This window comes from Rahnella sp. BIGb0236 (assembly GCF_004364755.1).
GTDB lineage: Bacteria > Pseudomonadota > Gammaproteobacteria > Enterobacterales > Enterobacteriaceae > Rahnella > Rahnella victoriana.
In genome coordinates this window covers 250,712-263,804 of sequence record NZ_SOAO01000005.1, presented here as the reverse complement: position 1 = coordinate 263,804, position 13,093 = coordinate 250,712, and the positions used below count along the sequence as shown (strand labels likewise).

Here is a 13,093-nt window from a genome sequence, read left to right as displayed (position 1 = left end):
CTCTACAGAGTAAGTAAAATAGGTGTTCTGTTGTGCGCTGCTCCGTGGTCTTTGCCATTTCCTGCTACGGGAAACATCCCCTGTTCCCCGTGCAGGATTTATGTGGTCTGGAGCATTAAATGCCGGATCAGGCTTTCAACGCGGCCTCGAAAGGCGTGACGTCAAAACGTTTGCCGAGAGCAATCAGTTCATCAGTCTGAATGGTTTGTTTCATGCCACCCATCGAGATCACTTTCACCAGAATTTCCGCCGATTTTTCAGCGGTGTCGATCAGGCCAAAGGCGTCATCCAGTGTCGGGCCGCAGCCGAAGATACCGTGGAATGCCCACAGCACCAGGCTGTGATGTTGCATACGGTCGGACGTGGCGGCACCAATGCCGTCGGTGCCCGGCACCATCCACGGCACAATGCCCACGCCGTCCGGGAAGACCACCAGACATTCGGTGCTGCATTCCCACAACTTGCGGGTGATTTTGGCGCTGTCGAGTTCCAGCACATACGTCAGTGCGATCAGGTTGGTGGCATGGCAGTGCATGATCACGCGATCCTGACCGTGTGTAACACGTTTACGCACGGCATGAGATTGCAGATGCGAGGCCAGTTCTGAGGTCGGTAAGCCGCCCGCTGTCAGGCCCCACAGAATTTTATAGCTGGCGCCTTTGTCATCGAGCTGGATAACGGTCAGCGCTTCAGACGGAGCCAGTTGCACGTTACGGAAAAACTTACCGGAACCGGTCACGATGAAGTATTCGTTGGCCAGATCAGGCGCATGCTGTGTCAGTTCAACCTGACGCGGCTGGGCGTAAAAATCGTTCTTATAAGGGGCAACGTCTTCCGGTAACAAACGCATGCTGACGTTGCCGCCGTTGCGCTCATCCCAGCCTTTCAGCCACATATCGGTGGTCGCTTTGACCATGCCTTGTACAAACCACGAGCTAAATAATGTTTTCATCGGTTCTTTCCTGCGAATAAGGTGAATGCGTTTCTGTGGTGTTCAGCGGCAATTAACGTTTTGCCAGCACGCTGGTTTCGTAATGACGGACGGTATCCAGCCACTGACCCCCCACCGGTACATCGTGGCGCTGGCAATACATGTCCCACACGGCCTGCCATGGCAGGGATTTTTGTTCTTCCAGCAGCGCCAGACGCGCGGTGTAATCGCCTTCCGCTTCCAGTTTTTTCAGTAAATCGGTCGGTTCCAGCAGGGCTTTCAGCAGGGCTTTTTTCATGTTGCGGGTGCCGATAACCCAGGCCGCGATGCGGTTGATCGAAGCATCGAAGAAATCCAGACCGATATGCACGCGGTTGAACAGATCATGGCGAACGATTTCGCTGGCGATGGCTTGCGTTTCGTCGTCCAGCAGCACGACGTGATCGCTGTCCCAGCGCACCGGACGGCTGACGTGAAGCAACAGGCGCGGTACATACAACATCGCGGCAGAGATTTTGTCGGAGATAACTTCCGTCGGGTGGAAGTGACCGGCATCGAGGCACAGCGCGGTGCCACGGCTGGCGGCATAACCGAGATAGAATTCGTTAGAGCCGACGGTGTAGCTTTCGGAACCGATACCGAACAGTTTGCTTTCAACGGCATCGATATGTTCAGAGAGATCAAATTTTTCAGAAATCACTTCATCCAGTGCACTCAGCAGACGCTGGCGCGGTGCCAGACGATCCACGGTGACGTCTTTCATGCCATCCGGTACCCAGATATTCATGACGGACGGTGTGCCTAATGCGCGGCCAAACGAGGCAGAAACGCGACGGCTTGCCTGGCAGTGTTCGATCCAGAACTGACGGATTTCCGGGTTGGCGTGAGACAGCGTGAAGCCGTCGGCACTCATCGGGTGTGAGAAGCAGGACGGGTTGAAATCCAGACCCAGTTTGTTTTTCTTCGCCCAGTCTACCCAGCCGGTGAAATGCTTAGGTTCAATTTCATTACGGGCAACTGGCGTATCAGATTCCAGATAAATCGCATGCAGGTTCAGACGGTTAGGACCGGGTATCATGGAGATCGCCAGTTCTAAATCGGCACGCAGTTGCTGTGCATTTCGCGCTTTGCCGGGATAGTTACCGGTCGCCTGAATACCGCCGGTCAGGCCGCCTTCAGGGTTTTCGAAGCCCGCGACATCATCCCCCTGCCAGCAATGAATGGATACGGGCAGGGTATCGAGTTGTTTGATTGCTGCTTCGGCATCAATGCCCAGCTGTGCAAAGCGTTCTTTGGCAAGTGTCCATGCTTGATCGATAGATGAAGTCATACTGCGAGCTCCTCATTGGCGTGACACAGCGCCTGAAAACGGCGCCAGTGAATAGCAAAATCCGTGTGATTACGGGGAATGTAGTGGCGTTGCTCGAAATTCGTGGCAACGATGCGACGAAATTCAGCGGTATCTTTGACGGCGTTCAGCGCCATCAGCTGGCAACCGATATTGCCCAGCGTCGAAGCCTCAACCGGACCGGCGCTGACGCTGACCTGACAGACATCGGCACAAAGCTGGTTCAGGAACTGGTTCTGGCTGCCGCCGCCGACGATGTGAATGTCTTCCAGCGGCATGCCTTGTAAATCAGCCAGTTGTAAGGCGATTTTGCGATACAACATGGCGAGGCTGTCGAGAATGCAGCGTGCCAGTTCAGCCTGAGACTCCGGCACCGGATCGCCCGCCTGACGGCAGGCATCGCGAATGGCATCCACCATCGACGGCGGATTAATAAAGCGGTCTTCGTTCGGGTTAATCAGATAGGTGAACGGCGTGACGTTTTTCGCCAGCGTGATCAGTGACGGCAGATCCTGAATATTCAGTTCGCGGCACACCCGCTGGAACAGCCACAACCCCATGATATTTCTCAATACCCGATAGCTGCCGTTAATGCCGCCTTCGTTAGTGATGTTGTCGTGCAGTGCCTGCGCATGGTTGAAGGCTTTCGGGCTTTCGATGCCCATCAGGGACCAGGTACCGGAGCTGAGATAGGCGCTGCGGGAGCTGGTGAGCGGGGCGGCCACCACCGCGCTGGCGGTGTCGTGTGTCGCGACGCTGAATACCGGCACGCTGCGTCCGCGCGGACTTTTCCACTGTCCGGGCGAATTGCCCGGCTGCGTCGGTTTTTGCAGCCAGTGACGCGGAACGCCTGCCAGTTTCAGCAAATCCTCATCCCAGTCGCCGGTGGCGAGATTAAGCATCTGCGTGGTGCTGGCGTTGGTGTATTCCCAGTTCATTTTGCCGGTGAGGCGATAGAGGAAATAATCCGGGATCATCAGCATGTGTGCGGCTTTGCTGACGATGTCGGGCTGCTGTTCGCTCAGCGCACGCAACTGGTAAAGGGTGTTGAAGGGCATGAACTGAATGCCGGTTTTCTGATACAGCGTCTCGCGGCTACATTGCTGCGCCATCCGTGCCATCACGCCGTCGGTACGGCTGTCACGGTAAGCGACCGGCAAACCGACCCGCTGACCCTGTTCATCAAGCAATACGTAATCCACACCCCAGGTATCAATGCCGATACCGTCAAGCGGAACGCCGGAAGCATCGAGGCGATTCAGCCCCTCAAGGATGTGTTTTTCCAGCGCGTCGAGGTCCCAGGTGTCGTGACCGTCAACGCGGATCAGGTTGTTGGGAAAACGATGGATTTCCTGCAATGTCAGCGTCGCTGCCGGATCGGGATCCTGACGGGTAAACGTCGCCAGCATCACCCGGCCGCTGGAAGCGCCGAGGTCAATAGCGGCAAGATGGTGAGTTCTCATAGCGGCCATTCCTTATTGAATATGCGGCCAGTGTAGGGGAGGCGTTTCGGGGGTACCTTCCGGTGATTGCCACCGGTTTTGGCGGGATGGCAGCATTAAAAAGGTAGATGCGAGGCAGATCACATAACGCTCCAAAGCTGGCTCATGCGGGGGGTTGCAACGTCAGCGTAACGCCGGAGAGGCGATTGTGATCTTTACCGCAGATCCGCATCACGACAGGGGCAATCTTTGAAATATGACCGCTTATGACGTTTTTAACGCCGTGGTTTGAAGGTAAGGAGGCCGCGTGCAGGGTAGGGTTGTTTCCCGAAGCATAATGATGTTGAACCGGAGGCAAACAATGACGTTACTGAGAGGTGATGATTATTTTGCGGCACCTGAGCTGACCGTGACGGTCGAGCGGCGTCTTCCGCAAGATGTCTTCCCGGAGCACTACCATGATTTCCACGAGATTATGCTGGTGGAAAGCGGATCAGGTGTGCACATCTTTAATGACAACCCTTACACACTGACGGCCGGAACGGTCTGTTTCGTGCGCGCCAGCGATCATCATCTGTTTGAGAATGTGGACAATCTTCGTCTGACCAATGTGTTGTTTCGCTCACCGAAAGCCTTTCGCTTCATTCAGGATGTCGGCCATTTTTTGCCGCAGGAACACCACTATCAGTCGCAGATCCACTGGCAACTCAGTCCTTGTGTGTTGCAACAGGTCCTGAACTGCATCACGCAGCTGGAGGCGCTGCCTGCCAGCGTGGAAATGGAACATATCGCCACGCGCGAAAGCCTGTTTTTACAGCTGCTGATCCTGCTTTATCAGGACTGTTTCCAGCCACAATTGCGAGATACATCGGAAAACAAGGTCAATCAACTTTTGCAATGGCTCCAGTCCCATTACAGTGAGGATGTTAACTGGACTGAAGCCGCAGAACGTTTTTCACTGGCGCTGCGAACCTTGCACCGGCAGATGAAGCATTACACGGGCATGACGCCTCAGCGGTATCTCAACCGGCTGCGTTTATTAGAAGCGCGCCGTCGCTTACATCATAGTGATCAAAGCATTACCGATATCGCGTATGCCTGCGGGTTCAGTGACAGTAACCATTTCTCGACGCAATTCCGTCGGGAGTTTTCGGTGTCGCCAAAACTCATGCGTGATCAGCTACGTTAAGCGGCACCCTCTTGCGGTCTTCGGGATAACACACCGAAATCGCCTCGTTTATTTTGTCGTCAAACGGGTATGAGATTGCTGCTATGTCATTGAGACTGAGTAAGAATGACTTCTTCCTGACCGGCATGAATTCGGTCGTGGTGGCCGAACGCCATCCCCAGGCGGATTTCCCCAGCCATGACCACGATTTCGATGAACTGGTCATCGTCTGGCGTGGAAATGGTCTGCATGTCTGGAACGATATCCCTTATCCCATCACCTGCGGTGATCTGTTTTATATCAACGCCCGGGACCGGCACAGCTATGAGTCAGTGAATGAACTGGCGCTGGATAATGTGCTGTTCTGCCGTGAGCGTTTCGGGCTGGCGGCCGACTGGTCACAACTGTTGCCGGAGGAGAACGCCAGTCAGGAACAGCGATACTGGCGGCTTAGCACGCTCGGGATGTCGGTTTTGCGCGATAAAGTCGATGAGCTGGCGAAAGAGTGTATGAAGTCTGAGCCGCTGTCGGTGCAGCTGAGTGAAGCCCTGCTGATGCAACTGGCGTTGTTGTTGCTGCGTTTTCGTCACCGGCCGGACAGCGGCGCGTTGCCGGATGCCCATCAGCTGGATTTATTGCTGATGGCATTGCGGGCTAACGTCGCCGAAAATTTCCATCTTGAGACATTTTGTCAGCAACATCAGCTGAACCCGCGTGCGTTGCGTGCGTTGTTCAAACAGCATACCGGCATGAGCGTAACGCATTACTTGCGTCAGCTGAGGCTGTGCCGGGCGATGAGTTTGCTGCGTTACGGCAACATGACGATCAGTGATGTGGCGGCGGAATGCGGATTTGATGACAGTAATTATTTCTCTGTGGTGTTCAGCCGCGCCTGCGGGGTTTCACCGCGTGACTACCGCCAGCGTTTCGTGGGGCAGTCAGGAAAAGATGTCGCCGCTGAACTCACCGGTGATGACGGCAGAATAAGTTCTGCCGTCAGGTGAAAAGGGGTTAACGCTGCGCTTACAGCGCCATGCCCATCCCCACAATGTTGGCCGCCAGAATAATCACCAGCGCGCCGATACACAGAACACGCACCGGTTTCCTGCCCACGCCAATCCATTCCTTGAGCACCAGTCCGACGATACCGCCGCACAGTACGTAGAAACTCATGTGCAGCATCCAGCTCATGTAATCATATTCTGCCGGAATGCTGGCGTGTCCCCAGGCGTAGAAGAAGAATTGCAGATACCACATGACGCCGCCAATGATGGAAAAGACCGCATTGGTGAGCAGCAGTGATTTTGCCACCGACATATCGGCGCGGAACGAGATCGTTTTACGGGTTGCCAGACGGATGATACAGAAACCCAGGTTAACGATGGCGCCGCCGCCCATGATGATCACATAACTTGGCAATGCGACGTAAAGCGGGTCGATACCCAGCTCACGCGCGGTTTCGTGCATCGGCACGGCGGCACTCATGGCGAATGACATCCCGGCGGAGAAAATCCCGCACATCACGGCCAGAACCAGCCCTTTGCGCAGGTTGAACTCTTCGGCTTTAATCCCCAGCGCTTTCTCTTTCAGGAAACCCGCGTAGCTGACAATCGCCACGCCGATAACGGCAACAAATACCCCCAGCAGCGTAAGCTGACCGCCCGCAGTGCCGAACAGCATGCCAATTTTGCCCTGCAGGACCGGTGTCATCAGCGTGCCGATAATCAGCGTGATACCGATCGCGATGCCAATCCCCATCGACATGCCGAGATAGCGCATGGTCAGGCCATAGTTGATGTTACCGATGCCCCACATGGCGCCAAACAGAAATACAGGCAGCAGGGTCGCGAGGCTGAATGAGCCGTAATAGGCCCAGAAATCAGGCAGTAAAATGTAGCTGACGGTCCAGGGCAAAATGATCCACGAAAAGAAGCCGCCGAGCGACCACATGGTTTCCCATGACCAGTGTTTGACTTGTTTAAAGGGCGCGTAGAAGCAAGCTGCGCTGGCTGCTCCTATCAGATGCCAGATGATCCCTAACACTATCGAATTGTTCATACACTAAGCCTTTTATATTTGTAGGGTGGTGAGATAAGCAAATACGCTGCGGTTAACTGATCCTTCAGAAATCGGGGCAGCGGGTGGCCGGTAGTGTAAGAAGTGCCCAGTCAGGCAGCCTTCCAGTCAGTGCCACTGTGAAAAGCGTGCTGGCACTCGCCGGAAGGTATACATGAGTCAGTTCACAAATTCAGTAACGCAGGGGATAATCACGTAAAAACAAGAAGCTAGCCCATGAGGACAGGGCCGGGGAGACGCTCAAAACGGATGGCGGAGACGCGGACAGAGAAAGGGCTAGGAATTTTATTATCCGGTATTATTTCCGGCAAGGTTTGGCAGCGTTATGGATTATTTACGCAGGAAGAATACGCGCGAAGTAACATGCTCGCGTAACATTTAATAAAGGAAACAAGCCTGTTTACTTTCAGCCAGATTGATTGATCTGGCTGAAAGTTGAATGGTTATGCAGAAATAATGAATGGCGGGCTTCAGTTAAGAATATCATTGCAATGAGACATCGCCAGCAGAAAAATGAATAACATTAAACGTGGTGTTATTAATGTTACGGGTAAACTCCCCTCAGGCTAATTTTTCTTCGATGATTTCCTGCCTCTCCCGCTGTTCTTCCCAGGCATAGAATATTTTATTCCTGCCACTGTTCTTTGCTTTATACAGTGAAGCATCGGCACTGCCTAACGCCTGAATAAAATCGCCTTCTTCCAGTGCGGCAAGCCCGGCGCTGACCGTGACATGTGTGGAGACTTCGGCATTAAATAAATGCGGGATATTTAGCCCCAGCACTTTATTCTGGATACGTTCAGCCATACGGACAGCGTGTTCCTGTTTGACGTTGGACATCAGCACCAGAAACTCCTCTCCGCCGTAGCGCACCACCACATCACGCGAACGTACCGCATCGCGGATAGCCGCAGAGACACGCACCAGTGCCTGATCGCCCATACTGTGGCCGTAGTTATCGTTATAGGCTTTGAAATGGTCGATATCGAGCAGCATGACATAATGGCCAGATGCCTGACTGAACAGGGTTTCCAGCTTATTTTGCAGGCCGCGACGGTTGTACAATCCGGTCAGGGGATCCAGCATGCTCAGATCGCTGAATTTCTCCCGTTCGCTGTAAAGATTCGAGACCATTCTGCGGGTAAATTCATCGCTGCGTTTGAGCATCAGATGGTGCAGCCACAGCCCGATAAGCGGTAATGACACGGTAAATACGATGCGTCCGACGTGTTGAAAATCGTCCAAAAAGATGACGCAAAGAGTAGAAGGTACTGCGTGAAGGCAAAAAGCCAGAAAATTATCTGACAAAGCGATGGCACTGATAAAGAATATACTGAGTAAACTCACCAGCAGGTAATTCTTATCCAGATGGCCAATTTGTTCGAAACGTAATGCAATTTGCCACGCCCATAACAGGCCGACCATCACGGAACACATATTCAGATGGGCAGAGTAATTTTTCTTACTGAAAAAAGAAAATATTAACCCGGCAAAGCAAAGTCCAAAGATCAGTACCAGCGGAAGGGGAGTTGATGCCGCGTTCTCTGGTGGGTAAACCATACTAAATAGGGCAGTGGCACTATTTAAAAAAAAGAATAGCAACATCGCCAACCGATGTTTGCTTTTCAGCAGCTCATCATAGGAATGAGATATCATCAAATGTACTCTATTTATTGTGTGTGGTGCTGAATAGATAAAGTGTCTTATCGCCCTATACCGCGTGCTTATTCCATTAAGACAAGTTCCATGCAGGCAGGCTAATAGTTCTAATCCGTAATTATTATAATGCAATAAATATCGTTTTTATCGTCACTGTGTATTTATGGCTGTTTTATAATTTGATTTAACGGCATCAAAATTAGCACTTTTGTCGGCAGGTGTCACCCATACGAAGGACCCGCAAGCAAATAGGTGGTAAATGAGAAAAAATCCTATATGATATTAGTTCTCATTATCAACGTTTGGAGCAGGGTTATGATACCGGCAATTGTCATGGCATGTGGGATCTGGGCGGTTGTATGGATGCTGGGTAAGCGCCTGACCAGTGGCTGGGGCGTCTTGTTGCCTTGCGCCCTGATGCCTTTGCTGGCGCTGGCACATATGTCGCTGGATCAGCTGCGTGTGCTGGTCGTCGTCGCCATGCTGGTGACGCTGGGCATGTTGTTCCACCGCACGTTACGCCATTATATGCTGTTGCCTTCATTCATGGCGCTGGCAGGTGGTCTGGCTGCGGTTACGTTGAATTTTAGTTTGTTGTAATACAAGGATATTTTTAGATGAAAAACAGAAAGCACAATAAATCTGCAGGGATTTTTTATTTTTTGAAACTGAAAGAAGTGTTGCAGGAAGGAAAACCGGAGGAACAGAATCATGTGGTGCGAAGAGAGGGACTTGAACCCTCACGTCCGTAAGAACACTAACACCTGAAGCTAGCGCGTCTACCAATTCCGCCACCTTCGCACAGATGATTTCTGCTTACTGCTGATTCGACTTATATCACCGGAGTGGTGCGAAGGGAGGGACTCGAACCCTCACATCCGTAAGGACACTAACACCTGAAGCTAGCGCGTCTACCAATTCCGCCACCATCGCGTACCGTGCCGTGCAATATAAATCTCGTGATTGTATTGGTGCGAAGGGAGGGACTCGAACCCTCACATCCAAAGGACACTAACACCTGAAGCTAGCGCGTCTACCAATTCCGCCACCATCGCGTTCCAATTGATTACTGCATTGATGCGTTCATAAGAATGTCATCAGTGAGTAACACAACCACGGAGGCGAATTCTAGAGATTTTCCCGGGTGCGTCAACAGTTATTTCCCCCATTGCGGACGTTTGATGTAAAAAACAGCATATTCCCGGTGAATGGTTCCCTGTGTCAGTGCGTCGTCAGGTTAATCGATGGTTTAATAAACGATTTTTCCGTTAACGCTGTCCTGTACATGGGGCGGAACCGGCCCGGAAAACAACCGGATCAGCCAGTCCAGCAGCACGCGGATCCTCGGTGCCAGAAAACGTCCCGGCGGATACATGAGGTACAGCGGCATCGGCGGCGGCAGATGCTGATGTAACACTTCCACCAGACTTCCCTGTGCCAGTTCCTGCTCCATGGCCAGTTCTGAGGCCTGAATCAGGCCAAAGCCCGCTTTTGCGGCGGCAACATAGGCGTCTGCTCCGCTGACGGTCAGCGTGCGGGTGAGCGCCCGCTTTTGAACCTTGCCGTCAGTGACAAATTCCAGATGCGATTCTGTCCGCTGATGCGCGAAAAAATACCCCACGGCCTGATGTCCCGCGAGATCTTCCGGGGTCTGCGGCGTGCCAAATTTCACTAAATAGTCCGGCGAGGCGCAGGTGATCTGCCTGAGATCGGCCAGATGGCGTGACTGCAAATTTTCATCTTCTGAAGGCCACGCGCGCAGCACGCAGTCTGCTCCCTGGTCCAGCAAATTGATGGCGTTATCATTGGCGCTGATGCTCAGGGTAATCTGCGGATATTGCTGATAAAAATCCGGCAGCGCCGGGATCACCATCACGCGCGCCAGCGAATGCGGCATGTCGATCCTGACGGTGCCGGCGGGCTGATTTTTGTGATGGGCAAAAAGCGAGTCAGTTTCTTCCAGCGCCGCCAGCAATTGCAGGCAACGCTGGTAATAGATTTTACCTTCGTCAGTGATTTTGACCTGCCGCGTGGTGCGTAAAAACAGGCGGACGCCGAGCCGCTGCTCCAGCCCTTTCAGGGTGGTGCTGACTGTCGCACGGGGCAGATTAAGGTCTTCCGCTGCCCGGCTGAAACTTTCCAGCTCAGCGATACGAATGAAAATTTTCATCGCCTGAATGTGGTCCATAACCTTCCGCCGATTGTTTGTGATTTCTGAACAGTGTTGCACGTTTTCACTGATTTATCTTTCCCTGCATAACAACCAGACTTCATCACGTTACTTCTCCCTCACTGAGTCTTAAGGAAAAAACATGAAACAGCGTCAGTTAGGTAAAAACGGTCCGATGGTCTCTGCGCTGGGACTGGGTTGCATGGGCATGAGCGATTTCTACACCACCGGCCTTGATGAAAAAGAGTCACTGGCGACGCTGGAACGCGCGCTGGAACTGGGCGTCACGATGTTGGATACCGCCGACGTCTACGGGCCGCATACCAACGAAGAGCTGCTGGGGCGCTTTCTCAAAGGGCGTCGCAATCAGGTCTTTTTAGCCACCAAATTCGGTATCGTGCGGGATCCGGCAAATCCGCAGGCGCGCGGCACCAACGGTCATCCTGATTATGTGCGCAAATCCGTAGAAGCCAGCCTGAAGCGTCTGGGCACCGACGTTATCGATCTCTATTATCAGCACCGTCCGGATCCGACCGTGCCGGTCGAGGAGACCATGGGTGCGCTGGCGGATCTGGTGCGTGAAGGCAAGATCCGTTATATCGGGCTGAGTGAAGTGCCGGTGAGCATTCTGGAGCGGGCGCATAACGTGCATCCGGTTACGGCGCTGCAAACCGAATATTCGCTCTGGTCGCGGGATGTGGAAGCGGATATTTTACCGGCCTGCGAACGTCTGGGGATTGGTTTTGTGCCATACAGCCCGCTGGGTCGCGGTTTTCTGACCGGGCAAATCCGTTCAGTGGATGATCTTGATGCCGACGATTACCGTCGCGACAGCCCGCGTTTTCAGGGTGAAAATTTCGCGAAGAATCTGCAACTGGCGGAAAAAATCGGAGAACTGGCGCAGGAGAAAGGCGTGAAACCGTCGCAGCTGGCGCTGGCCTGGGTTTTATCGCGCGGTGACAACATGGTGCCGATCCCTGGCACCAAACGTCGTCATTATCTTGAGGAAAACATCGCCGCGCTTGATGTCTCCCTGAGTGAAGCCGAAATCGCGGCGATCGAAGCAGTCTTTCCTTTCCGCGTGGCAGCAGGGGATCGCTACAACGCAGAAATGATGCGTATCCTCAGTGTCTGAACAGGGTAAAACGGATTAACGTTTTTTCTTTTTCAGATCCCGTGGCGGACGTCCGCGTACGGCTTTGTACACCTTGAAACGGCCATTTTGTGCCAGCACTTCATGGCTGCCAAAGGTCTCATCGAGCAGAGCGGCGTATGGCAGGAAGGCGTTCGCCACAATACGCAGTTCGCCGCCAATGTTCAGATGGCTTACCGCACCGCGGATCAGTTGCTCCGCCGCCGTCAGGCTGGTTTGCAGCCCTTCGTGGAATGGCGGGTTGGAGATGATCATATCGAAACGACCGGCAATGTCGGAATAGACGTTGCTGGCGATCACTTCGCCCGGCAGGTCGTTCGCGGCCAGTGTCGCGCGGCTGGCTTCGATAGCGGCTGCGCTCACATCGCTCAGGGTGATTTTCATCTTCGGCGAATACATCGCCAGCACAGAGGCCAGCACGCCGGAACCGCAGGCGACATCCAGCACTTTGCCTTTCACCGGTTCTTCGAAGCTGTTGATCAGCAACAGGCTTCCGCTGTCCAGACCTTCACGGCTGAACACGCCCGGCAGGGTTTTGATGGTCACTTCTTCGACCATGTATTGATCCCACCAGCCGTCAGCATCAAATTCAGGCTGTTTTTCCAGACGGCCATGATACAAACCGCAACGACGCGCGCTGTCGACTTTGCTCAGTTCACACAGACCTTCCAGCGTGGTTTCCGCACTGCGGACACCACTGCGGTTTTCACCAATGACAAACACATCGATGCCGACCGGCAGTTGGGACAGCAGGTTAAACAGCTGGAATTTCGCTTCCAGTTTGCTCTTCGGCCAGTAATAAACCAGCACATCACACGGGGCGATGAATTCAGCATCCGCCACTAAACCAAACTGAACGTGGTCACCCAGCGGTTTGCTGAGCATTTGCCAGTGGTGATACATATTGGTGTGGACGCGGACTTCTTCGGCGTCGATTTCAGCAGGCAGGCTGTCTTGTAAGTCACCGGCGAACAGGACGCGGCGGCCTTCAAATTCTTCGCTATGGCGCAGTATGACTTCGCTGGCCGGAGTTAATGCAGACATCAGGATAAGGCTCCTCAGGGTTTGGCCCGCGATTATATACTCTTCGCCCCTGATTGAGTAATCGAGCTTTATTGGCGCATATTCGATGTGTTTGCTAGCATA

Annotated in this window: 12 protein-coding genes and 3 tRNA genes; 5 read left to right on the top strand and 10 right to left on the bottom strand. The window is 53.3% G+C overall.

All coding sequences use genetic code 11. The annotated features are described in order from the left end of the window. Positions 1-127: 127 nt before the first annotated feature. From rhaD to rhaB, 3 genes are read right to left on the bottom strand one after another with little or no spacing between them, the layout of a single operon-like run. A complete protein-coding gene (rhaD, locus tag EDF78_RS12850) occupies positions 128-952 on the bottom strand; it encodes a rhamnulose-1-phosphate aldolase (protein WP_119822482.1) in 825 nt (274 codons plus the stop codon). Positions 953-1,004: 52 nt separating this feature from the next. After that, positions 1,005-2,261: an L-rhamnose isomerase gene (locus EDF78_RS12845; protein WP_095924553.1), complete on the bottom strand. Its 1,257-nt coding sequence runs from the start codon at positions 2,259-2,261 to the stop codon at positions 1,005-1,007. After that, complete coding sequence (gene rhaB / locus EDF78_RS12840) at positions 2,258-3,742, bottom strand: rhamnulokinase (RefSeq protein WP_133823213.1); 1,485 nt, start codon at positions 3,740-3,742, stop codon at positions 2,258-2,260. The genes EDF78_RS12845 and rhaB overlap by 4 nt, the downstream gene beginning before the upstream one ends. 340 nt (positions 3,743-4,082) lie before the next feature. Here rhaB and rhaS point away from each other — a divergent pair, with 340 nt between their 5' ends. Together rhaS and rhaR are read left to right on the top strand one after the other, a co-directional pair. Then, positions 4,083-4,910, top strand: coding sequence for an HTH-type transcriptional activator RhaS (gene rhaS, locus EDF78_RS12835; RefSeq protein ID WP_095924555.1), 828 nt, complete (start codon positions 4,083-4,085; stop codon positions 4,908-4,910). Positions 4,911-4,993: 83 nt separating this feature from the next. Further along, a complete protein-coding gene (gene rhaR / locus EDF78_RS12830) occupies positions 4,994-5,893 on the top strand; it encodes an HTH-type transcriptional activator RhaR (protein WP_133823212.1) in 900 nt (299 codons plus the stop codon). A 19-nt stretch (positions 5,894-5,912) separates the two neighbouring features. Here rhaR and rhaT read toward each other — a convergent pair whose 3' ends face one another. Further along, complete coding sequence (gene rhaT, locus EDF78_RS12825) at positions 5,913-6,947, bottom strand: L-rhamnose/proton symporter RhaT (RefSeq protein WP_095924557.1); 1,035 nt, start codon at positions 6,945-6,947, stop codon at positions 5,913-5,915. A 579-nt stretch (positions 6,948-7,526) separates the two neighbouring features. Then, positions 7,527-8,621: a GGDEF domain-containing protein gene (locus EDF78_RS12820; protein ID WP_119822484.1), complete on the bottom strand. Its 1,095-nt coding sequence runs from the start codon at positions 8,619-8,621 to the stop codon at positions 7,527-7,529. Positions 8,622-8,939: 318 nt separating this feature from the next. Between EDF78_RS12820 and EDF78_RS12815 the strand changes: the two genes are divergently transcribed. Together EDF78_RS12815 and EDF78_RS25955 are read left to right on the top strand one after the other, a co-directional pair. After that, positions 8,940-9,224, top strand: a complete 285-nt coding sequence (locus EDF78_RS12815) for a DUF1435 domain-containing protein (RefSeq protein ID WP_095924559.1) — start codon at positions 8,940-8,942, stop codon at positions 9,222-9,224. A 17-nt stretch (positions 9,225-9,241) separates the two neighbouring features. Continuing rightward, positions 9,242-9,376, top strand: coding sequence for a hypothetical protein (locus tag EDF78_RS25955; protein WP_267890972.1), 135 nt, complete (start codon positions 9,242-9,244; stop codon positions 9,374-9,376). Here EDF78_RS25955 and EDF78_RS12810 read toward each other — a convergent pair. The 4 genes from EDF78_RS12810 to EDF78_RS12795 form a co-directional block, all read right to left on the bottom strand. Then, a tRNA-Leu gene (locus EDF78_RS12810) sits at positions 9,339-9,425 on the bottom strand. The two genes, EDF78_RS25955 and EDF78_RS12810, sit on opposite strands and share 38 nt — an antisense overlap. 45 nt (positions 9,426-9,470) lie before the next feature. Then, a tRNA-Leu gene (locus EDF78_RS12805) sits at positions 9,471-9,557 on the bottom strand. 36 nt (positions 9,558-9,593) lie between these two features. Continuing rightward, a tRNA-Leu gene (locus EDF78_RS12800) sits at positions 9,594-9,679 on the bottom strand. Positions 9,680-9,873: 194 nt separating this feature from the next. Next, positions 9,874-10,812, bottom strand: coding sequence for a LysR family transcriptional regulator (locus tag EDF78_RS12795; RefSeq protein ID WP_095924560.1), 939 nt, complete (start codon positions 10,810-10,812; stop codon positions 9,874-9,876). Between the two features lie 124 nt (positions 10,813-10,936). On the opposite strand from EDF78_RS12795, the gene EDF78_RS12790 reads away from it, so the two are divergent. Further along, positions 10,937-11,929 carry an aldo/keto reductase gene (locus tag EDF78_RS12790; protein ID WP_133823211.1) on the top strand — a complete coding sequence of 331 codons (993 nt, stop codon included), beginning with the start codon at positions 10,937-10,939 and terminating at the stop codon, positions 11,927-11,929. Positions 11,930-11,944: 15 nt separating this feature from the next. On the opposite strand, the gene rsmC is transcribed toward EDF78_RS12790, so the two are convergent. Next, positions 11,945-12,991, bottom strand: a complete 1,047-nt coding sequence (gene rsmC / locus EDF78_RS12785) for a 16S rRNA (guanine(1207)-N(2))-methyltransferase RsmC (RefSeq protein WP_131693392.1) — start codon at positions 12,989-12,991, stop codon at positions 11,945-11,947. Positions 12,992-13,093 lie beyond the last annotated feature (102 nt).